The organism is Paraprevotella sp. (assembly GCF_986071375.1).
In genome coordinates this window covers 1-23,990 of the sequence record NZ_CFQRNQ010000033.1, presented here as the reverse complement: position 1 = coordinate 23,990, position 23,990 = coordinate 1, and the positions used below count along the sequence as shown (strand labels likewise).

General features: G+C 50.9%; 14 protein-coding genes. 13 read left to right on the top strand and 1 reads right to left on the bottom strand.

Translation table 11 applies throughout. The features are described 5' to 3' along the window. Window positions 1–181 precede the first annotated feature (181 nt). The 13 genes from AC5RDV_RS13045 (at window position 182) to AC5RDV_RS12985 (ending at window position 20,608) form a co-directional block, all read left to right on the top strand. Complete coding sequence (locus AC5RDV_RS13045) at window positions 182–2,137, top strand: hypothetical protein (protein WP_282747787.1); 1,956 nt, start codon at window positions 182–184, stop codon at window positions 2,135–2,137. Between the two features lie 25 nt (window positions 2,138–2,162). Next, entirely contained in the window at window positions 2,163–2,777 is a 615-nt protein-coding gene (locus tag AC5RDV_RS13040; protein WP_282747786.1) for a hypothetical protein, read from the top strand. 1,196 nt (window positions 2,778–3,973) lie between these two features. Next, window positions 3,974–5,080, top strand: a complete 1,107-nt coding sequence (locus AC5RDV_RS13035; RefSeq protein ID WP_282747785.1) for a DUF4934 domain-containing protein — start codon at window positions 3,974–3,976, stop codon at window positions 5,078–5,080. A gap of 3 nt (window positions 5,081–5,083) precedes the next feature. Continuing rightward, window positions 5,084–5,650: a hypothetical protein gene (locus tag AC5RDV_RS13030; RefSeq protein ID WP_282747784.1), complete on the top strand. Its 567-nt coding sequence runs from the start codon at window positions 5,084–5,086 to the stop codon at window positions 5,648–5,650. A gap of 1 nt (window position 5,651) precedes the next feature. Further along, window positions 5,652–6,692, top strand: coding sequence for a MauE/DoxX family redox-associated membrane protein (locus AC5RDV_RS13025; protein WP_282747783.1), 1,041 nt, complete (start codon window positions 5,652–5,654; stop codon window positions 6,690–6,692). Then, window positions 6,689–7,588, top strand: coding sequence for a signal peptidase I (lepB, locus tag AC5RDV_RS13020; RefSeq protein ID WP_282747782.1), 900 nt, complete (start codon window positions 6,689–6,691; stop codon window positions 7,586–7,588). Before AC5RDV_RS13025 ends, lepB begins: the two co-directional genes overlap by 4 nt. Before the next feature lie 485 nt (window positions 7,589–8,073). After that, window positions 8,074–9,273, top strand: coding sequence for a BF3164 family lipoprotein (locus AC5RDV_RS13015; RefSeq protein ID WP_130893152.1), 1,200 nt, complete (start codon window positions 8,074–8,076; stop codon window positions 9,271–9,273). Then, a complete protein-coding gene (locus AC5RDV_RS13010) occupies window positions 9,270–9,857 on the top strand; it encodes a hypothetical protein (RefSeq protein ID WP_130893151.1) in 588 nt (195 codons plus the stop codon). Before AC5RDV_RS13015 ends, AC5RDV_RS13010 begins: the two co-directional genes overlap by 4 nt. Window positions 9,858–9,910: 53 nt before the next feature. Continuing rightward, a complete protein-coding gene (locus AC5RDV_RS13005; RefSeq protein WP_282747781.1) occupies window positions 9,911–11,650 on the top strand; it encodes an O-antigen ligase family protein in 1,740 nt (579 codons plus the stop codon). 22 nt (window positions 11,651–11,672) lie between these two features. Next, a complete protein-coding gene (locus tag AC5RDV_RS13000; RefSeq protein ID WP_232038344.1) occupies window positions 11,673–13,151 on the top strand; it encodes a TolC family protein in 1,479 nt (492 codons plus the stop codon). 12 nt (window positions 13,152–13,163) lie between these two features. Further along, window positions 13,164–14,273, top strand: a complete 1,110-nt coding sequence (locus AC5RDV_RS12995; RefSeq protein WP_008629602.1) for an efflux RND transporter periplasmic adaptor subunit — start codon at window positions 13,164–13,166, stop codon at window positions 14,271–14,273. A gap of 15 nt (window positions 14,274–14,288) precedes the next feature. Further along, window positions 14,289–17,345 (top strand): efflux RND transporter permease subunit, encoded by a 3,057-nt coding sequence (locus tag AC5RDV_RS12990; protein WP_130893147.1) that lies wholly within the window; start codon window positions 14,289–14,291, stop codon window positions 17,343–17,345. Window positions 17,346–17,350: 5 nt separating this feature from the next. After that, window positions 17,351–20,608 carry an efflux RND transporter permease subunit gene (locus AC5RDV_RS12985; RefSeq protein ID WP_130893146.1) on the top strand — a complete coding sequence of 1,086 codons (3,258 nt, stop codon included), beginning with the start codon at window positions 17,351–17,353 and terminating at the stop codon, window positions 20,606–20,608. Here the strand turns inward: AC5RDV_RS12985 and AC5RDV_RS12980 are convergent. Beyond that, window positions 20,535–23,990, bottom strand: a 3,456-nt coding sequence (locus AC5RDV_RS12980) for a hybrid sensor histidine kinase/response regulator transcription factor (protein WP_494222164.1), incomplete at its 5' end; no start/stop codon positions are given. The two genes, AC5RDV_RS12985 and AC5RDV_RS12980, sit on opposite strands and share 74 nt — an antisense overlap.

The window sequence follows — 23,990 nt, the reverse complement described above, 5'->3', positions numbered from 1 at the left end:
TGCCCATAAGAATCTTGTTTTAGGGTTTATGCCAATACAAAGGAACGGATTTATCATAATAAATCAAAATGAAAGGTAGTGAAAATAGCATTTTTTTTCATGCTTTTCTTTGGATTTGTTATGGAGTTTTGTTAATTTTGTAAGTGTTAAACATTATAAACATTAATCTATTTTTAACATCATGAAAACAAGACTGTTCCTTTCTCTTTTAGGGTTATTCGCATTGAGTGTAAGCTGCACATCCGTTTCATCGGAAGAAGACATGTGTGCGGTGGCTTTGGAAAAGAATCCGGCTTTGCGGCATGTGTTGGAACTTTATGAAGGGGATTCCCTGAAACAACAGGCCGCGTTTTTCCTGATAAGTAATTTGGCTTGCCACGAGGGTGTCGCCTCCGGTGACATGGGGGCGGTGTACAAGGCGTACGAGTTGTTCGGCACGGGCAAATTCACCTATCAGCAAGCTTTGGATTCTGCGGCCAAGACCTGTGGGTTTTCCGGAGCGAGGAATATAACCATGCAGAAAGACATTTATATCGATCCGGCTTATTTGGTGACGAACATAGAGTGGGCATTCAAGGTCTGGCGCGAGCAGCCATGGGGGAAGAATGTGCCTTTCGGGCAATTTTGCGAATACGTGTTGCCTTACCGGGTGGGGAATGAAGAGCTTGTGCCATGGCGTGAAAAACTGTATTACCAGTTCATGCCTATCATAGAGAAGAACAAGAACGATTCGGACATCGTGAAACCCACTTATGCGGCCCATCTCGTGCTCGACAGCCTGTTGCGTGCCCCCTTTTATTTCACGGGCGAGATGGGGACTAATATCAGGATAGGGCCGCAGATTGCGGACTGGCGCGGAGGAAGCTGCTTGGATTTGTGCGACATGATGGTGTACATTTGCCGGGCTTTGGGCATTCCCTGCGGCATAGAGGAATTGCCTATGCGTGGGAACAACAACGCGCCCCATTATTGGAATTTCATAGAAGACCAGGACGGTAAAACCTGGTACTTCTCCATGTTCTATTGGTGGCACCGCCTGATGGAAGCCGAAAAGTATGGCGATGTATATGGCAAGGTGTTCCGCCATCGTTTCAGCCTGAACCGGCAAATGAAAGACTCCATGCAGACGGACGCGTATTTTGTACATCCGGAGTTCCGTTTTCCCTGTTTCGAGGATGTGACCCGTTTGTATGCCACCGACAAGTCGCATACGCTGACCATAGGCAAGGAACATTTCACCCGTGAGATGGGTGAGGACAGTTTGGTTTATCTCTGCATGTCGAACCGCTATGATTGGAAACCGGTGGGCTGGTGCCGTTACGACGGGCAGGCGGCTGTTTTCAACGACTGCCATGGCGGTACGGTATATTGTCTGGCTTCGTATGATGCCGGTAGTAAAAAGTTGGTCACCTTGTCGCATCCTTTCAGTGTGGATGTGGACAGTGCGAAGATGGAATTCTATGCACCTGGGAAAGACACGGAAGACGTGGTACTCTTCAGCAAATTCAGCATGATAGGCGAGTTCTTCCTCGGGCGCATGGTGGGCGGCGTGTTCGAGGGCAGCCAGTCTTCCGGCTTTGAGCATCCCGACACCCTGTTCCGGATTCAGGATATGCCCCTCCGCTTGTGCACGGCGGTGCGTGCTGATTCCACGAAAGCCTACCGTTATGTGCGGTATTTCGGCCCCCGTGGAGGCTTCGGCAATGTGTCGGAAGTAGGTTTTTATTCGTCCTGGGCTGATACGGAGCCTTTGAAGGGCGACATTCTCGGGCCGCAGGAAGGGGCGCACGGAAGCCATTCCTATTTCAACGTGTTCGACGGGCATACGGACACGTCCTACGACCATCCTTTTGATTATGGCGGTTGGGCCGGGTTGGACTTAGGGGAAAAGAAGGCGATAGGAAAGATTGTCTACACGCCCCGCAACCGGGACAATTTTGTCCGGAAGGGTGACTTGTATGAATTGCTCGTATGCCATGGCGGGAAATGGAAATCGGCAGGCACGCAGACGGCCCAAGCCGACTCGCTCGTCTTCAGGAATATCCCGAAACATGCCCTTTTGCTGCTGCGTGACCTTAGCCGTGGTGAAGCCGAGCGGTTGTTTGAATACAAGGACGGCGTGCAGAAATATTGGTAATAAGGATATTAATAATGTATACTATATGGAACACATGAAAGGTTGTCATTTAAAACGATTTTTTCCTGCTTTGGCATGGGGCGTATCGTGTATTTTCTTCCTGCTTGTCATACTTTTTATATGCTATGAATATATTGATTACCGTTCACTATGTAACATAGGGGTTGTGGACGATGGCATAGACGAACTTCATACCACGCTTCTTTCCGTGGGTGCCGGTGCCTTGGCGTGCCTGTTTGTCATTGCCTGCGTCGGCTTGGTGGGGGCGTTGAGGAGTTTGAAAGTCCGTCCTTTAAAAACGGAGCCGGTGGATGCTGCGTCTGTGCATTCCGACTTGGATGCCGCTTTGCAGGATTTGCAAATAGACAAGTCCGGAAGATGTCTCGTCTATCGTCAGGTTGTCATCAGTTTGTCTCCCCGTGTGACTCTGTTTTTAGACGTGTTGGTGCGAAAGGAGAATCATGTTTTATCACCGGAGGAACTCAACGGTTTGTTCTATGAAGGGTATTATGACGGGACGGAAAGCGGTCATTCCCGGGTAAGAAACATAAAATATAAGGTACATATTGCCCTTCAGGATACTCCGTTCGATGTAGTCAGGGATGCTTCCGGAAACTTATGCTTGGTTTTGAAAAGCTAAGCAAGGGAAGGGTGGTTTTTAAGCCCTTTGTGTTCCTTTTCCGCCTCTTATTTTTGCCGCAAATCGGAAAACCGTTGTGCTGTGATTGATTTTCCGCTTTGCGGTAATTGTTTTTGTTTCCTTTGCTTGTTTTTCTATGCCTCTCCCCTCCATACATGGATATATGTGGAAAAATCCGTTCGCATCCTTCATACCTGTTGGCTTACAGTATGTTAAGGTGAACTTTCTTTGTTTATAGGGTTCACCGGGCATTCACCGTAAGGGGGATGAGGATGTCGGTTGAGGGTGATTGCCGCTGAAGGGCGGCTGAAGGATGGGTGAGTACCTCCTTCACCGGAATCTATTGTGCTCCAGTAGGTTGTAAACACTCCTGAAAGATGAAACATATTTTTGAAAACTTGCTGTGTATGTACGTTTGGATGGATGCTTCAAGTCTGTGCCTGCCCGTTTTGCCATGCCGTAGGCATGAATTTTCCGTTACCATACCGTTAACGCAGTGTTACCAAACCGTTACCGAGCCGTTACCAAGGCGTTTCCATGGCGTTAACAAGGAAAAAATTGTACTACTGTATTTCCTAAATGTCTGAAAATGAGAGGTTAATATGTCGTTAACGGCGTTAACAAAATCGGTAACGAAAAAGTACGGTCGTTAACATTGCCATCCTGAAATTTTGTTTTTCCTTTGCGGTGAATCCCACGCAGGTGGTCGGCACAAAAGAGAGTGAAGCCGCGAAATCTGTAAAGGGTATAATTAAAAAATAAAAACAATGAAGAAAAAGTTTTTCGCGCCTTTGATGGGCGCAGTGGTGTTGGGCTTGTCGGCCTACGCCGGGTATCGCACTTATGATGCGTACAATGGAGTGAGTGAAAGTGATTTGTTGTTGTAAAATGCCGAGGCATTAGCTATTGTTGAGTTTATGGGTTGTGATTGTAATCGTAGCCCTAGTAGATGTCGTGTAAATGTCGGAGCAAAAGGAAAAGTGAAATTGCTTGGTGGTACGATTCTTCAAGCGGGAGCTGATGGTTATGTGGAATTTGATGGAGAAGTCGTTTGTTCAAAAGGGGGAAATACCTGCTGTACCATGGTAGAATGTATTGATATATATGAGAAGATATAAATCTACATCATCGTCCAAATGTTAAATGGATTGGCATTGATACTTTTTTCAATGCCAATCCTTAAAAAAAGATATATTATGAGATTTTTTAGTTTTGTAAAAATAGGATTCATTTGCGTTTTATTCTTTTTGTTTGCTTGCAGCGAACATTCAAGTACTGTGCCGACTTTTTCAGTCGATGTACAGCAAAGAGATAGTATAGAGCATTTCTTTTCCGGTTATGATTATGTCATGTTGGAGACAAACGAAAATGCTTTATTAGGAAATGTTGAAAAAATGAAAGTTGATTCCTCCGTGATAGCCGTGCAAGATAAAGGAAGAATTCTTTTGTTTCAGCATGATGGCAAGTTCATTACAAAGATAGATAAGTTGGGACGCGGTGCCGGAGAATATTTGTCTGTGGAGGATTTTTGTGTTAAAGATTCATTGGTGTATATATTGTCACGTGCCCAAAGGCGTATTTTGGTCTATGATTGGAAAGCTACTTTTGTAGATAAGATAGATTTAGATGACTGGTATCAACATTTTGAGATAGTGGATGACAAGTTGATGTTTCTTTCTTCGGAAAATTCTAATGAGAAACAGTATGATTTTGTGGTGTTCAATTATGCCAAGTCGGAAGATATGAATATGTTTTCCCCATTCGAGAATAATGAGGGGATAACCTTCAAAAACTTTACCCCATTTAGTGGTACTTTTAATGGTGGGTATTATGTACTTCGTCCTTTTGACTATACCGTATATAGGTTAAGCAGAACCGAATTTGAACCTTATTGTCTGTTTGAGTTCAATACCAAGGAACAAATCGAGCAAGGAGCGGCTTTGGTAGATTTGTATGATAAGACATCCAATAAAAATGTAGTACAGTATTTAGGAAGTTATGAAGAATATAATGGTTCTATATATTTGACTTTTACACTGTTCGAGGAAAAACATGGTATCGGTACTTATGTGTATAAGGTCGAATCAGATGGAAAGAATCTATTAATGAAGATTTATGAGAACTTTTCTGATAAATATCCTTATATATCTGCCCCTTATGGTGTTTATGATGGAGCTTTTTATTCGATTCGTCCGGCATTGGACATATTGAATATAGAAGAAATGTACGGCCTTTCTTTGTTTCATGATAAAGGGTTGACGGAAGAAAGTAATCATGTGGTATTCTTCCATAAATTGAAATAATATATGAGGTATACAGGTGTTTTATTGTTGCTGACCGCTCTTTACTTCGTATCGTGTACGGGGAAGAAAGACTTTAAGGATGGCATCGTGCAGTTGCAGTCCCGTCCGGTTTCGCTATCCTTGGACAAGATGCGTTGCATGTGGAATGGTAAAGACACGGTAGTCAGTGAGGAGAGATATGACACGGACTTTAAGTTGGTGGTCTATTCCGATACGGTGGCATGTTCTTCTTGTGGGTTAAAAACAATGTACTTGTGGGACGGGCTGATTCATGATTTGGAATCCTATGGAAAGAGTGTGTCGCTCTGTTTTATTTTCATGCCGTTGCAAAAAGATTTGGAAGAGTTCTATTTCACCATGAGAACGATGGCTCCGTTGCTTCCTGTGCATGTGGATACGGCAGGAATCTTCATCCGAGAGAATCCCCATATTCCGAGAGAAGCCGTATACCATACCTTCTTGTTGGACAAAGACAACCGTGTCGTGTTGGTGGGAAATCCATCAAGAAGTGAGAAGATAGAGGAAATGTTCTGGCAAATCGTGGAAGAAAAGTTAGGTAAACGAGAATAATATGAAACGTATAATCCGTCATATCCCTTCCTTGCTGTTAGGTGCGTGCTTCGTGGCCTCCGGTTGGCTGAAAGGCGTGGACCCTTACGGCACGTCGCTGAAACTGTCGGAGTATTTCCGCGTGTGGGGTTGGAGCGGCTTCGTGGCTGATCATCCCTTGGCATGGTCGGTGTGCCTCTGTGCCGGGGAGTTGTGCATGGGATTGCTCCTGCTCTCTGGCGTGTTCCGCAAGGCGGTGGCTTGGGGTGCGGTGGCGGCGATGTCTGCCTTTACCGCGTTGACGGCTTGGCTGGCCTTCTCGCCCATGGGGATGTCGGTGCAGGATTGCGGCTGTTTCGGCGAGGCTTTCACGTTGGGGCACGGGGCTACGCTGCTGAAAAACATCGTGCTGTGGGCTTTGTCGGTCTGGCATCTGTGGGTAGTGTGGGCAGAGCACCAGTGCGGCCTGAAAGGGTGGCGTACGGTCTCCTGCTGTGCGGTCTTTTCCTTGGCAGTTCCCCTCTACTCGGCGGTCTGGCTTCCCCCGGTGGATTTCCTGCCTTTCGGCCGTGGGGCGGCTTTGCCTGCCGTGCCGGGTTTCGGAGTGTATGACGGAAGGTATGAAGAGGTGACGGATTCTTTGATGGAGGTGTCCGGGTCAAAGCCCTTGGTGGCGGTGGTGTCGCGGCGCACGCTTACGGCGGACGACCTGCGCAAGCTGTCCGGCCTTCTTGCCGAAGCCGGGGCCGGGCGCATCTCCCTCTGCCTGTGGACGCTTCCCGGCCTGGATGGCGGGGTGGGTATGGACGTTTTCTATACGGACGAGGTGACGCTGAAGTCGCTGCTGCGTGCCGAAGCGGGTCTCGTGGTGGTGGACGGGGGCATCGTGCGTGCCAAGCGCAACCTGCCGGTGTTCCGTCCGGAGCGGTTCGGCCGGAGGGTCACGGTGGAAGAGATGATGGAGGAGGACGCAGGCCTGCCGTGGCGTTACGGCGTTTGCGTGTTGGCGGGCCTGGCGGTGATGGTCTGGGTGCGCCGTAAAGAAACGGAGGGCGGACGATGAAGGCGGCATGGGGCGTGGCGTATAAGGTGGCGTGCGGCGTGTGCCTCGTGTGGTTGCTCATTGTGTTGGGCGTGGTCGTGCACTACGGTTGGCGTGCCTTGGTGGCCGACACGTTCGTCATCCCGTCGGACTCGATGTCGCCCACGCTGCTTCCGGGCGACAAGGTACGGGTGGACAAGACGATCTTCGGTGCGCGGCTCTACACGTCGCTGGACTTCTCGGACGGGCGTATGGAGAGCATCCGCACACGGGGGCGGCGCGGCCTGCGCTACAACGACATCGTGGTGTTCAACTATCCGGTGAATGACAAGGGTCGCATCGGCTTCAAGATGAATTACGTGTACGTGAAGCGCGTGGTGGCCTTGCCGGGCGACACGATAGCCTTCGTGCACAGCCGTCCGGTGAACAGCCATTATGAGGGCGCATTGGGGCTTGCGGAGGCGCAACGGCGGTTGGAGGAAACGCCGGACAGCCTGATACCTTGGTACGCGATGCGCAACATCCTGGTGGAGACGGCGGTGTTGGGTTATACCATCAAGGACATCCCACCGGTGTACGTGCCGCGCCGGGGTGACATCCTGCGTATGGACGACTGGCGCAAGGTGGAAATCTACCGCCGGGCGATAGAGTGGGAGACGGGGCGTACTTTGGCATGGGACGGTGAGCGCGGGCGGTGCCTGTCGGGCGGTCGGCCTTTGTCGTACTACCGTTTCCGGAAGGATTATTATTTCGTATGCGGCGATATGGCCTACGGGTCGAAGGATTCGCGCTACTGGGGCTTCGTGCCGGAAGAATACATCGTGGGCGTGGTGGACCGTGTAGTGGAGTCGCACCATCCCGTGACGGGGCGTGAACGGAGGGAACGCTGCGGACTAAACCTGACGAACAATGAATAAGGAACAATATAAATCGGTCAGGATATTCCTACCGATAATTTTAAAATTAAAATTATGACAAAAAGAAAGTTCTTCGCGCCCTTGGTGGGCGCGGTGGTGTTGGGCTTGTCAGCCTACACCGGGTATCGCACTTATGATGCGTACCATGGAGTGAGTGAAAGTGATTTGTTGTTGGAAAATGCAGAAGTGTTGGCACAAAATGAAGGGCCAAGACCTCCTGGAATCTTTGATTTCATTAACAATTATGAAGTCGCAGAGAAAATACCGGTAACGACTTCTGAATGTAATAGTGGGTCTATGTATTACAAAGGAGTTCGTATAACACTGTCGAATTGTAAGAACTATTCTTACGTAATATACCATTGGTGTTATGATGGTGGAAATCGGAATGAATGTACGAGTAGTCATGTGCAATCTTATTTGTAAATAATGTGTAATCCAAGAGGGGCGATATTATCGACCCTCTTAGTAACCCTTTTGTTTTTATGAAAACGATTTTATCTGTTTTATTAGTGATGGCATTTGTTTCTTGTTCAAAAAAAGATAGGTTCGCTGGAGATATAGAGAAGTGGGAACTTGATGCCAAGACGGATAGTACAATTACTATCAATATGAAAGAACACATGGTTGCCCAAAAAAATCTAAGTGAAATAATTTGCGATGTGAGTTATTTGGAGTTAGAAGCTACGGATGGCTCTTATTTGACAATCCCTGTTAATATCAAGCTTACGGATAGTTTGATATATGTATTGGATTTGGATGAACATTTGCGCTGTTTTAACCGTAATGGAAAATTCCTTCGTAACGGTTATAAAAAAGGCCGGGGACAAGGTGAGGTTATAAGTCTGTATGATTTTGATGTGGATAAAGACTATTTGTATTTGTTGGATGGGGCAAAATCCGCTATTTTAAGATACACCCATGATGGGCATTTCGTTGATTTATGTCAATTGCCTTTTAGAGCCATCCGCTTTAAACAGATGCATAATGGATGGTATCTGTTTGCGCTTGCTCCTTTTACCATGACGGACAAAGAAGAAAATTATAGTATAGTACTTACAGACAGTAGCTTTGTTGTGAAGAAGAAATATTTTTCGTCTTTGGGGATAGAAAAATCTATTCCTGTCGCGAGAACTCCTTATTTTGAGAATAGTGCAAATTCTGTTTATTTTGCTCCGATATATCAAAGAAGCATTTATCAGTTAAGAGATTCCATATTGTTTATGAAATACTATTTGAATTTCGGCACACCTTATTTTGAGCCTAGTAGGAACGTGAATGGGGAACAGGAAGCCCAAGAGAAAGGGATATTGTATACTTACGGGAATCCTATTCATGCCAATGATTATCTGATTCAGAACTTTTATACCTCAAGAGAGGTTAAAGGTTTGTTCTTGTATGATATTCAAAAGGATGAATCCTTGTTTATAAAAGAAGTTATAAATGACATGGATAATGTTATCCGTTTTAATTTTGATCTTACGAAGTTTTATGATGTCCATCAAAATTTGTTTGTAGGCTTGACTGATGTTTATTTCAAGGGCTCTCATACGGAAGAAGAAATAAAAGAGGGAACATCCCATTTGTCGGACGATGCCAAGTCTGTATTAGTTAGAAATGAGGGTGAAGAGGGAATAAATCCAATTTTAATGTTTTATCGGCTTAGAAAGGATATAATAAAATGAGTGTGGTAAAGTTTGGAATAAACATTATATTTCTTCTTTTAGCCTGTGTGGTAGGAACATCGTGTAATGATGCTGAAAGAATCAAGAGGGAAATCAGAAGGATGCAGGAGCAAGAGACTCATTTGCATTTGTCAGAAATGGATTTGTATACAATGGAAGACAATGAAAAGGAGGTGCTTTATTCTTTTGAGAGGTGTCCAATGAAGTTGGTTGTTTATGTGGATTCAACTTCTTGTTCTTCCTGCCTTATTAAAAATATGTACCATTGGTACGATGTTATTGATGAAGTAGAAAGGCGTTATCATGGGAAGTTGAAAACTGTTTTTATTTTTAATCCGATTAAGAAACAGTTAAGGATGTTTGAGTATGCCTATCGGAATAGTGCATTTGGCTATCCTATATTTGTAGATACGACAAATGTTTTTAGAAGGATGAATACTCATATTTCTAATAGTAAAGAGTATCATATATTCCTATTGAACGAGGAAAATCGGGTGGTCCTAGTGGGGTGTCCGTTGACAAATCCTGAGGTGAAGGAGATGCTATTTGATTGGGTCGACCAAAGTTTGGAGGCGAAACGGTAGTTTCTTGTTTTTAGAGCGAAACACAAAGCTTTTCATATGAAACCTGACGAATAATGAATAAGGAACAATATACATATATAATAAGGTATGGCGTGGCGGCTATAGCCGTGGCGGCGTTGTGTGCCCCTGTCGTGTGGCGGACGGAGGCGATGCCTTCCGTGTCGGACGTTTGGGGCTATCGGGCGGTGGCGGCTTTGGCCGTCTTGGTCTTGACGGCCGTATGCTTGGGACGGCGGTTGCCGCGCCTGCATTGGGCGGACGGCGTGGCCTTGTTTTGGTGGGTCTGCGTTTCGCTGAATTATGTGTTCGTGTCGCCCTATCCGGCTGCGGAGGTCTATGGCAAGGCCATGGCCTTGGGAGTGGCTTACGTAGCCTTGCGGTTGGTTATCCCTTACTGCGGAAGGGCTTTTACCCGGCTTTGGTGGGTCGGACTGTGTGCGGCAGGCGGCTATGAGCTTTGGACGGGCTTCATGCAGTTGGTGGGGCGGGAGGCATCCCGGCATCATCTGTTCGACGTGACGGGCACGTTTTTCAATCCCGGCCCGTATGCCATATTCGTGGCCGTGGTGTGGGCCGTGTCCGTAGCCTGGTGGTACAGGCATGGAGAGGCCTTTGCCGGGCGAGGCCGGTGGAGCCGGGTGGGGGCTTGGAGCGTGGCGGCAGTGGCGGTTTTTTGCTTTCCCGTATTGGTCGCCACGTGGAGCCGTGCGGCCTGGGTGGCTGTGGCGGTGGCTGCGGCCTGCCTGCTGTGGAAGAAGCATCGGCGATGGGTGCTTGGGGGAATGGGCGTGGCCGCGTGTGCAGGCGTGGCGGCTTACTTCCTGAAACAAGGGTCGGCAGACGGACGCCTGCTAATGACGATGGTGGCCGGACAGGCTTGGGCCGGGGAATGGCTTTGCGGGCACGGGCTTGGCGGCTATGCGCAGGCCTACGGTGCGGCGCAGGAGGCTTTCTTCGCAGCGCACCCCGGTTCACCGCTATCGGTGGTGGCCGGTAGTCCGGAGTATGCCTTCAACGGTGTGTTGGGTGTAGGCGTGGAACAGGGCGTGTTGGGGGCCGTACCGGCCTTGGTGTTGGGATTGTGGAGCTTGGCGGTGCTGTGCAAGCGTGGTGAGGTCTCAGCCTACGGTTGGTTGGTCTTGTTGGTCTCTTCCCTGTTTTCTTATCCTTTCGCCTTGTGGCCGTTTCTGTCGTTGGCCGTGGCGTGGGTCTCCTGGGCGGTGTCGCTCGAAGCCGGAACGGCGGAAGTGCGGTGGTGGAAGAGGACGGTCGTATGGCCTGTGGTGGCCGTGGGCGGTTGGTGCGTGTGGAACCTGTCGGTCGATACGGCCCGGCGCGTGGAGGCTTACGGGGAGTTCCGCCGCGTGCGTGGCATCCAGGATGTGGCATTTTTGGAAGATTACCGTAAAAAGTATGAGGATTTGAAAGCTTATCCGGATTTTTTGTTTACCTTTGGTACTGCGTTGCGGGAGGCCGGGTGTTACAACGAGAGTAATGCGGTGCTGCGCCAAGGCACAAGGGTAAGTTGCGACCCCGTGTTTTACACGCTGATGGGGAACAACTACCGGGATTTGGGGGCTATGGCAGAGGCCGAATCGGCTTACCGGAAAGCTTTCGTGATGTTGCCGGGTCGCATGTATCCGCTCTACCGGTTGATGAAGCTTTATGAAGCAGACGGACAAATGCAAAAGGCTGAGGAGGTAGCCCGGAAAATCATTGCTTTCAGGCCGAAGGTGGATTCCCCGGCGGTGCGGGAGATGAAAAACGAAGCGAAGAAGTTAACAAAAAGATAATAGGTATACCATGAAAAGCGGAATGGGAAAATATTTGCGTGGTGCTTTGTGGTGCTTGTGGGTGGCTGTCGTGCCGGTAGGGGCGCAACAGGTGCGTAAACTGTCGTTGACGGAAGCCATTGAAATAGCCAAACGGGATTCGTATGCGGCGCAGGTGGCCCGCTACAGTTTCTTAGGACAGTATTGGAACTACCGTTCTTACCGGGCGGAACTGCTGCCCTCGTTGAACCTTTCGGGCGGGGTGATGAACTTCGACCGTTCCATCGTGGAGGCCCGCGACCCGGACACGGGGCGTATCTCTTACGTGGACAACAACTCGCTTTCGAACGACCTGACTTTGTCCGTGGACCAGAACATCCCGTTTTTGGGCGGTACGTTGTCATTGCAGTCGTCACTGTCGCGGTTGGACCAGTTCAACTACGATTCGCAGACGTATAACACGGTGCCCCTTATCCTGAACTACACGCAGCCCATCCGGGCTTACAATGCCCTGAAGTGGCGGAAGAAGACGGCACCGCTGCAATACGAGAATGCGCAGAGGGCTTATCTGGAAACGATGCAGGACATCACTATCAACGTGACGAACCTGTTCTTTACGGTGCTTTCGGCGCAGGAAAATTACCGCCAGAGCGTGGCGGACTATGAGGACCGGAAACATCTTTTCGAGATTGCCAAGAAGAGGCTGGACTTGGGGACGACCACAAAAAGCGAGGTGCTGCAGATGGAACTTTCGTTGCTGAACGCCAAGATGAGCGTGAACAGCACGAGCCTCACGCTGAGAACCCAACTGTTCAGCCTGTTTTCTTATTTGCGCATTGTGGATTACGAAGACGTAGAACTGCTGCCGCCTTATTACATGCCGGACATCGAGATGAACGCCGAACAGGTGCTCGACAAGGCATGGACGGGATCGTCGCATTCGATCGAACAACAGTTGAACCTGTTGGAGTCGCAGCGGGCATTGGCCGAGGCGAAGGCCAACAGGGGGTTGCAGGTGGAGTTCCGCGGGCGGCTCGGCCTGAGCCAGTCGGCGAATGAGTTGCCTGCCGCTTACCGTCGCCTGAAAGACTACGAGACGGTGGGGCTTACGATGACCATCCCGATATACGACTGGGGCATGGGCCGGGGAAAGGTGCGCATGGCCAAGACGGACGTGGAAATCACCAAGACCCAGATAGAGCAGGCTAACATAGAATTTGCGCACGACGTGCGGACGAAGGTGCTGCAGTTCAACAACCAGGCCGAACAGTGCAAGACTTCACTCCGTGCGCAGGACATTGCCGCCGAACGTTACGACATCATGAAGAAGCGGTTCGAGAACGGGTCGGTGACGGTGACGGAGCTGAACACGGCGCAAGAGGAGTTTGAAAGCGCACAGCACCAGTACATCAGTCAACTGCAACAGTTCTGGACGGACTATTACGGCATACAGAAGTTGACGCTGTACGATTTTATCCGCAAGGAGAACATCGGGGTGAATTTTAATGATTTGGTAAATTAACGACAGACAGATATGAAACGGATTACGGGAATAAGCCTCGTGGTGTGGGCCGTTTGGGGAGCCGTGTGCGGCTGCAAGGAAACGGACGGACAAGACGAAGAAAAGGAACAGGCCATGGAGGGCGCGGTGCAGAAACTGAACGAGAATTATGTGGATACGATGATGTTGCACAAGGTGGTGTTCAACAAGCAAATCAAGTGCAACGGCAAGTTGAGGGCGGCGGCCAAAAGCGAACTGGCCATGCCGGCTACCGGGTTGTTGCATGCCATCCATGTGAAGAACGGCTCTTTGGTGAAGAAGGGCGCGTTGTTGGCTTCGGTGGACGACCGTGAAGCCCGGCGGGAACTGGCCAAGGCCGAACAGGAGATGGAGAAGGCGGAAGTGGAACTGGTGGACAAACTTATCGGACAGGGATATGACGAGACGATGGCCGGGGTGCCGGAAGCGATTCTCAAGAGGGCCAAAGTGACTTCGGGCTATACGTCGGCGGAATATGCCTTGCAGACGGCCCGGCTCAATCTGGAGCGGTGCAACCTCTATGCTCCTTTCGCAGGGCGCGTGGCCGACATGGACTGCAAACTTTACCAACAGCCGAAGGAGAAGTTCTGCACGTTGATAGACGACACTTGGTTCGACGTGGAGTTCTGCATCTTGGAGGCCGAATTGCAGTCGGTGAGCATCGGGCAGAAGGTCGTCGTGTCTCCTTTCGTGGACGAAAACGAGGAGTTCACGGGGAAGGTGACGGAGGTGAATCCGTCCATCGACGAGAAGGGGCAGGTGAAGATACGCGCAAGAATCAGGAACCGGGGCAATGTGTTGATGGAGGGGATGAACGTGAAGGTCGTCATCGAGAAGGAAGTGCCGGACATGTTTGTCGTACCCAAGGACGCGGTGGTGATGCGTGACGGTTTCCATGTGCTCTTCCGCTTGGAGGAAGGACACGCCGTGTGGACTTACGTGGATGTGGTGTATTCCAATATCAGCCAATATGCCGTGACAGGCAATGCGCGGAAGGAGACGAAGATAGAGGACGGCGATGTGGTAATCACGTCGGGCAACCTGAACCTGGCCGACGGGACGGAGGTCATCCCGCGCGAGAGGAAAGAAAAGAAGATGGACTAAGGAAGGGAAGCCGCCATGATTGTACGCAATTTGATTCACCGGCCCATTGCCGTGACGATGTGCCTGATCGCATTGATCGCCATCGGGTGTATCTCTTTCAAATATATACCGGTGTCGCTGATGCCGGACATCGACATTCCGCAGATTACGGTGCAGGTGTCTTATCCCGGAGCGTCGGTGCACGAGGTGGATGCCGAAGTGGTGGCTCCGTTGCGCAGCCAGTTGATGCAGGTGGCCGGACTGAAGGACATCCACAGTGAATCGAGGATGGACGCGGGTTCCATCTTCATGGAGTTCGAACCGGGAAGCAATATCGACCTGATATTCATCGAGGTGAACGAGAAGATAGACCGGGCAATGAACCGTATGCCGAAGGAGTTGGAACGTCCCAAGGTGGTCAAGGCCAGTGCCATGGACATCCCGGCCTTTTATCTGGACTTGTCGTTGAAAAACGAGGGGGTAGGAAAAGACGGCAGTTTGCCGAAGGCCGGTATGAAGTTTACCCAACTGGGCGAATTTGCACGGAACATCGTGAGCAAGCGCATCGAACAGTTGCCGCAGACGGCCATGGTGGATATATCCGGTACGACGGGAGCGGAAATCATTTGTATTCCGGACGAAGCGAAACTTTTGTCGATGGGATTGGATATGGAAACCTTGTCCAAGGCCATCCAGTCGAACAATATCACGCTCGGGGCGCTTTCCGTCGTGGACGGGTTGTACCGTTACAACATCCATTTCGATTCGCAGTTGCTGAACCGGGAGGACATAGAGAATGTGTATATCAACCACGAAGGCCGCCTGGTGCAGTTGAAAGATTTGTGCCGTGTGGAAGAAAAGCTGGCATCGCGGGTAGGACTGGTGCGCCACGACGGGAAGAATGCCGTGACGATGGCCGTCATCAAACAGAACGACGCGCAGATGGAAGATTTACAGAAGAGCATCGAGGGGTTGGTGGAAGACCTGAGAAAGGAATATCCGGATATCAGTTTCGATCTTACGCGTGACCAAACCCGGCTGCTGACGTATTCCATAGACAATTTGGGACAGAACCTGTACGTAGGGGCGGTGTTGGCCTGTCTGGTGCTTTTCCTTTTTATGAAAGACTGGCGGTTGCCGCTATTGATTATCATCACCATCCCCTTGACGCTGATTGTGACGCTGCTCAGCTTCCATTTGTTGGGCATCTCCTTGAACATCATTTCCCTGTCGGGGCTGATTCTCGGTGTGGGAATGATTGTGGACAACTCCATCATTGTCATTGACAACGTGATGCAGCGTTGGCGGCAGGGGATGCCGCTTGCGGATGCCCTCGTGAAAGGAACGAACGAGGTGTTCACCCCGATGTTGAGTTCGGTGCTGACCACCTGTTCGGTGTTTGTCCCGTTGATTTTTCTGAGCGGCATTGCCGGTGCCTTGTTTTACGACCAGGCGATGGGTGTCACGATAGCCTTGTTCGCTTCGCTTTTCGTGGCGGTGTTGGTCATTCCGGTGTATTTCATGGTGTTGTACCGGAAAAGAAAAACATGTCCGGAAGGAGAGGTGCTCGACCGTAAGTTTCATTTTAATTTTTATACTCCTTACGAATGTGGTGTCAAATGGGTCTTGCGGAATCCGGTGAAGAGCGTGACGGCTTTTTGCCTGGCAATCCCGGCCATTTTCTTTATCTATAAAGGGTTGGAGAAAGAACGTCTTCCTTATATGGAACATAACGATGCGTTGATGAAAATAGACTGGAACGCGGGTATCTCGGTGGAGGAGAACGATGTCCGTGTGGGGGATGTGTTGAAGCAGGTGGACGGATTGGTGCAGACCTCTACGGCGATGGTCGGCGTGCAGGATTTCGTGCTGTCCCATACCGAAGACCTTACCACGTCCGAAGCCGTGGTCTACTTTCAGGCTGAGGATGGGGAAACCTTGCGGCAGGCGCAGGAGAAGATGAGGAACTACATGGCGGAACGCTATCCGCATGGCACGGTGGAGTTCGGCGTATCCGGCAATATTTTCGATTTGATATTCTCCAATGACGATGCGGACTTGGAGATACGTTTGCAGCGTCAGGGTGGAGGCCGTCCGGATGTGCACGAGGCCCGGGCTTTTCTGGACACTTTGTCGCGCCGTTTCCCCGAGGTCGCGGTACAGCCGGTCGTTTCCGAACGCAATATACAATACGTGGCTGACACGGAGCAGATGGCGGTGTACCATGTGTCGTATGCCGGCTTGCAGGCCCGGTTGCGGATGTTGGTGAGCCAAAATGAGGTGTATGCCATCAATGAGGGCGCCCGTTCGTTGCCCGTCATTATCGGTGAACGCGGTATGGACAGCCGTAGGTTGTTGCAGTACACCGTGCGCAACGACGAGGGAGTGGACATACCTTTGAGCTACCTGATACGGGAAACGCAGGGCGAGGACTTCAAACGGCTGTATTCCGGAAACGGTGGGGATTATTATCCCGTGAAGATTGCGGCGAACGACCGTACGGTGGAGAGCATCGTGGATTTCACGGAACGGTTCGTGAAGGCCGACTCGCGCTATTCGGCATCGTTTACGGGCAATTATTATTCTAGCCGGGAGATGATAGGCGAACTGGTGCTGGTGTTGAGCGTGGCTGTGGCATTGCTGTATTTCATCTTGGCCGCGCAGTTCGAAAGCATCGTGCAACCGTTGGTCATCCTGTCGGAAATCGTGATTGATGTATTCTGGGTGTTCCTCGTCCTGTGGCTGTTGGGCGAGTCGCTGAATATCATGTCCATGATTGGTATCGTGGTGATGAGCGGTATCATTATCAACGACTCTATCCTGAAAGTGGATACGATGAACCGGTTGAGGCGGGAGGGGATGCCCCTCGTTACGGCTATCTGGCGCGGCGGGCACAGCCGCTTGCGACCCATTGTCATGACTTCGCTCACGACCATTCTGGCCATCCTTCCTTTCCTGAGCCGGGGCGATATGGGTTCCGCCTTGCAATACCCGTTGTCGTTGACCCTGATTGTCGGCATGGTGGCCGGTACGTTGGTCAGCCTGTTCTTCATACCGTTGGTGTATTACCTTATATATAGGAAAAGGGGATAAGGCTTATGCAAGAGAAAACTCACATATTGGATCGCGTATCGTCGTTCAGCCTGTTGCTCACGATGGTTATCCTGATGATTATCGGGGCAGCCCTGATTCCTTTGGTAGACGTAGGTTCTTCCCCCAAGCCGCGTCAGGGCAAGACGCTGACGATAAGCTATGGATGGAGGAATGCTTCGCCCAAGGTGGTGGAGCAGGAGGTGACGTCGAAGATAGAAGGACTGGTCTCGGCGGTGAAGGGCGTGGCCGAAGTCTCGTCGGAGTCTTATTTCGGTTCGGGACGGGTTACGGTCGTGCTGAAGAAAGAAGCCGATGTGTCCGCCGTGAAGTTCGAGATTTCGTCGCTCTTGAAGCAGGTGCGGAAGAAATTGCCCGAAGAGGTTTCTTATCCGGAACTGACGGGCGGGGAAGTGGTAAATGACGAAGGTGCCCCGAAAGAAAACACGGCGAGCCATTTGCTGACTTATCAGGTGAACTCCAACCTGACCGGTGAGCAAATCAAGGAATATGTGAAGGAAAACGTGGAGCCGGTGGTGAGAGCCTGGGAAGAAGTGGTGTGGGTGGACGTGACCGGAGGCACTTCCAAATATATGGAAATCACTTACGACCCGCTCATAGTGGCCAATTACGGCCTTACGGTGGCTGATGTGGAGGACGGTATCAAAAGTTTTATCGGGAAGTCGGATATCGTGGGCGATGTGATGTACAGGGATGAAGACGGGGAGCAAAGCCGTGTCACGCTTTACTTGAAGACCTTGAGGTTTTCCCGTCAGATAGGCGAGATGCCCCTGAAGACGGTGAACGGGAAGATTATCTATCTGAACGACTTGGCCACCTTTGAATACCGTGACCGCTTGCCTGGCAGTTATTACCGTGTAAACGGGCTGAACACCGTCTACATGAACATTTTTGTGGATGCCGATGCCAACGAGATAGAGTTGTCGCGCCAGTTGCGTGCGAAAATAGAGGAATTGAAACCCCGGTTGCGTGACGGCATGTATCTGACGCTGACGCATGATGCGGCAAAGGATAAGCAGTCGGAATTGGAAAAGCTGATTACGCGCACATTGATGTCTTTGGCTATCCTGTTGGTATTCGTCTGGTTGGTACGCCGCAACTGGAAGTATCTGTCGATTATCGCCATCACGTTGGCTGCCAATATCCTGATAGCCGTCATGGCTTATTATGTGTTCGACATGCGCCTGCACACTTTCTCGTTGGCCGGCATCACGGTGTCGTTGGGACTGATTATCGACGCGGCCATCGTGATGGTGGACCATTACAGTTACTACCACAACCGGAAGGCGTTCCTGGCCATACTGGCCGCCTTGCTCACCACGATAGGGTCGTTGGTGGTGGTGTTCTTCATGCCGGAGTATATCCAACGCGATTTGTACGATTTCTCTTGGATTATCATCATCAACCTGACGGTGGCGCTTGTCGTGGCCCTGTTCTTCGTGCCGGCTTTGGTCAAACAGTTCCATTACAGCAGCCGCATGCCGATAAAACGGGTGGGGCGTTCCAAACGAGTGATGGCTTGGACGCGGTTTTACCGCAAGTACATCGCTTTCACGCAGAAACGCAAGTGGATATATTATATCCTGTTGGTACTGGCTTTCGGTATACCGTTCCATGCCCTTCCGGACCGGTGGGACAAGGAGAAGGTATATTACCAAAACGAGGAGGAAGAAGAATCACCTTGGTATGAGAAGGCGTATAATGCCACGTTCGGCACCCGTTTTTTCCAGACCGAGCTGAAAGAACCGCTCTCCAAGGTGTTCGGAGGGACCATGCGTCTCTTTGCGCAGTCGTTGGACGAGAACACGTATGCCAAGGAGGAAGAGGAGATGAAGCTCCACATCCGTGCCCAAATGCCTTTGGGCGGAAGCGTGCACGAATTGAACGAGAAGGTGCAGATTCTGGAAAATTTCTTGGTCGGGTTCAAGGAAATCAAACGGTTCGAGAGCCGCGTGGAATGGTGGGGGGCCAACCTGACCGTGGAATTCAAGGATGAATACCGCGACACGTCTTTCCCTTATGTCTTGGAGAGCAAGGTCATCGGCAAGGTCATTTCCATCGGAGGGGCAGACTGGAGCACTTACGGCGTGAGCGAGCGGGGGTTCAGCAATTCGCTGAACCTGCAGTACCGGTCGAACCGGATTGAGATTGCAGGATACAATTATAATGCCTTGTACCGGTATGCGGAGGACATTTGTGCCCGTTTGAAACAGAACCACCGCGTGATGGACATCATCATCGAGACGCCGGGGCATGAACGGCAGGAAGATGAACTGTACATGGTCTATACACCGCAAAACTTTGCCTTGTACGGACAGACGGCGGCGGCCATGCACGGCACGTTGCGCGAGTTGCTTTCGGGAGTGGACGTGGGGCGTTACGAGGACGAGTTTATCCGGACCGACATCTACCTGCGTTCGTTGCAATCCGACCGTTTCAATGTGTGGGATTTGGAACATACCCATGTCAAGACGTCCGAAGGAGACGTGTGGCTTCCGCCTTTCATGGACATGAACCTGCGGGAGGCCAAGAACTGCATTCCCAAAAAGAACCAGGAGTATGTGTTGCGTGTGGCTTTCAACGTGTTGGGTTCGTACAACTACACGGCCAAATACATAGAGGAAGTGACGGATGAGTTCAACGACCGTTTTCCGGTGGGGTACCGTTGCCTGAACAACACGCCGAACTGGTACCAGGACGAAGGCACGCAGTATTGGCTGATATTGGTCATCGTGCTGATTATCTACTTCATGTGTTCCATCCTTTTCGAGTCGTTCCGGTTGCCTTTCGTCATCATCACTTTGATTCCGGTGTCCTTCATTGGCACGTTCCTGACATTCTACTTTTCCGGAGTGAAGTTCGGGACGGGCGGTTTTGCCTCGTTGGTCCTGCTGAGCGGACTGGTGGTGAATGCGGGTATTTACATCATCAACGAGTATAACAACCAAGTGGCGGCCTGCAAGGCGCAGGCGTTGCCCCGTGTGAATTTGTATGTCAAGGCTTACAACCACAAGATTATTCCGGTGTTCCTGACCACGCTTTCCACCGTTCTGGGGTTGGTGCCGTTCTTGATAGACGGGCAGGAGGAAGCTTTCTGGTTCTCTTTCGCCATCGGAACGTCGGGCGGCCTGCTGTTTTCCATCTTGGCCCTGATATTCGTCATGCCTATTTTTATGCCTTTGAAGAAGGCTGCTTCCGGTGTCGCACGGCATACGCGGACGGCGTCATGCCGAACATCTCTTTGAAGTAGGAGGAGAAGTAGCGCGGGGTGTTGAAACCTACCATCCATGAAATTTCCTGTACGGAGTATTGGCCGCTTTCCAACAACTGGGCGGCGCGTTTCAACCGGATGGAACGCATGAAATCCGTGGGTGTCTGCCCCACTATGGCTTGCATCTTCCGGTAGAGCGAGGAGCGTTCTATTCCCATGTCGGCACTGAGGGCTTCCACGTTGTATCCGGTGTTGTCCATGTTCTTTTCGATACATTCCAAAGCTTTTTGTATCAGTTTCTCGTCCAAGTTGGTAATCGTGATTTCCTTGGGGTTGATGTGCGTGCCTTTACGGAACGAAGCCAACCGTCGCTCGCGTTGTTCAAGAAGTTGGCGAATGCGGCTGTGTAACACGTCGATGTCGAATGGTTTGGCGATAAACGAGTCGGCACCGGCTTCGTATGCCCCGCTCCGGCTTTCGGAAGAGTTTTTAGCCGTGAGCAGGATGAGCGGGATGTGGCAGCATTGCACATCGTCCTTGACCGCACGGCAGAAAGCGTAGCCGTCCATGTGCGGCATCATCACGTCGCTGATGATGAGATCGGGGCCATATTCCCGTGCCATGGCCAGTCCTTCCTGCCCGTCGGCGGCGGTGAGCACGGTGAATTCTTGTCGGAGAAGGTCTTTCATGAACGTGCGGAATTGCTCGTTGTCTTCGGCCACCAAGACGGTGACTTTGTTTCCTTCGGGCACAGGGGATTCGGATGCTTTCTCTGTGTCGGGAAGCTTGCTTTTGATGGCGACTTGGGAATCGGAGGAGGAAGTTTGCGGTGGTTGGGCAGGCAGCAGCAGCGTGAAGCGCGTGCCTTTTCCCGGTGTGCTTTCCACCGTGATTTCTCCTTTGTGCAAGTCCATATAACCTTTGACCAGGTGCAGTCCGATACCGCTGCCGGTATTCATGGGATGGCTTTGTGTGCCTTCGCTTTGGTAGAAACGCACGAAGATGTTTTTCAAGTCTTCCGCCGGGATGCCTATGCCGGTGTCGCTGACGGTGATGCAGATGCCGTTGGGGCCTTCGCCTGCCGGGGAACTTTCCTGCCAACCCGCTTGTACGGTGATGAAACCGCCTTCGGGGGTGAACTTCATGGCGTTGGAAAGCAGGTTGTTCAGCACGCGTGTCATCTTTTCGGCATCCAGACGGAACAGGTCTTCCTGCCCGAAAGCACACTCGCAGGACAATCCGATGTGCCGTTCGTAAGCGAGTTGGCAGAAATGGTTCACGTTGTCTTCGATGAACGGTTTGATTTGCACGGTCAACAGTTTTAGTTGTTCGCCTTTCTGTTCCAGGCGGCGGAAATCGAGCAATTGGTTGACAAGCCGGAGCAAGTCACGTGCGTTGCCGAGTATCTTTTCCAAGTCGTTTTTGAGGGAAGAATCACCGGCTTTGCGGATGAGCAGCTCGAGCGGAGTAATGATGAGTGTGAGCGGAGTGCGAAGTTCGTGGCTAATGTTGGTGAAGAAGCGGAATTTAAGTTCGTCGAGATGCTGTTCCTTCTGCCGTTTCAGGTTTTCTTGTTCTGCCATCATGCGCGAACGCTTGTCGGCGATGTACAGTTCGATGATGTAGTAGAGGAGTGTCAATGCGGCGATAAGGTAAATGGCGTAAGCCCACCAAGTCTTCCACAAAGGTGGCTCTACTGTGATTTGCCATTCGGCGGTTGTTCCCCACGACGTGCTTCCCATGGCGGCTTGTACCTGAAGCGTATACGTTCCGGGCGTGAGGGAGGTGTAGATGGCCGTGCAGACGCCTGTCGGTTCCGAACTCAGGTTCCATGTTTTGTCCACTCCTTCCAACCGGTAACGGTAATGTGTATGTTGGGGCGCGTCGTAATTTAGGGCAGAGAATTTCATCTCGATGAAGTTCTCGTTGTACTTCAGGTGCAGGTGGCGGGTGTAGGACAGCCCTTCCGGAAGCAGTTGGCGGTTGTGGAACGTTCCTTCGTTGTTGATGGGGTGGTTCATGACGCGCAGGCCGACGAGTGTCGGTCTCAGACTTTCGTGTCCGTAGTCCGTGGCCTGAGGGGGAATGTCGGTGATGCCGTTCAGTCCACCCACATATACATGACCGTCCGGCATGGCGGTGATGGACTGTTCCATCATTTCCCCATATTGCACGCCGTCTTTTCCGTCTAACCGTGCGATGGAAAAGGTGCCGTCTGCATTCCGGTTTATTCTCCCGATTCCGTTTGAAGTCGAAACCCACAGGTCTCCCTTGGCATCGGCGGCAATGCCTTGTATGCAGTTGTTCGGCAGGCCGTTTTCCGTGCTGAGCCGCAGGGTTTCCTTCGTGCGGAAGTCATGGCATATCAATCCGTTCTGCGTACCTATCCAGACGGATCTTCCTTCGGCGTATGCGCAGTTGTATTTCGTGCTGTATCTTTCCCAAGGGACTATCCAAGCCAGGCGTTGCAGTTTCCTTCGGGCAATCTCATATCCGAAGAGTCCGTTTTGTCCGCCGATGATGAGTTGGCCGGGTTTTATTTCTATGGCAAAGCTCATGGCACGGCTGCGGTTCAGTTCCGGAAAATCTTCATTGAGACGCAGGGCTTGTCCTTTTTTCGGCTGACAGAGATACAGGTCTTTCAAATCCATACAAACCAAAATGCAGCCATCGGAAAGGGGAAGACTGAAACGGACCGTTTCGGACGGGATTCCCGGAAGCAGCGTCTGGTCTGCCCGCTCAACCCTATTGCCCTGTATTTTGTATAGTCCTTGCCGGGTGCTGCACCAGAATGCACCGTCCCGGTCTCTTTTGATATCTGTACAAAAGAGGTGTCCGAATCCGGAGTGGAATGCCTGGTAGTTTTTGCGGGCCGTGTCGAACAGGTAGATGCCTCCCATCGTGCCGACTAGCAAGTACCGGCCGTCGTACGGACACAGGCTGCGAATCATCCGTCCTTCCTCGTGCGCCACCTCCTCGTTGATATAGTATTCCATATATTTTCCGGGAGGGACGGCCCGCAAGATTCCGGAACTGCTCAATCCTAACCATAGTCCTTGCCGGTCGTCGACGAGGACTGACATGATGAAGTCCGTTACGGTTTCGTTTCCGGTCAGTTCCAGGCGATGGGTTTCTTGTAGAAGTTCAAAACGTGGGGAAAGTTTGATGAGTGTTTGGTTACCACCTAACCAAAAACAGCCGTCTTTGCATTTTTTAATATCATTAATGGCTTTTCCTTTAAGTATTTCTTTCCACTCGCGCGTATATATATTATAGAGGTACAAGTATCCTTCCGTATGGCTGACGGAGATAAGCAGGTGCTCCTTGTCGGCTTGCAGCCAGGCCGTACGGAAGTATTCGGAGGGAGAGGGAGTGGCCACGGTTGAATCTTCGCCCACGATGCGTCTGCTTTTCTC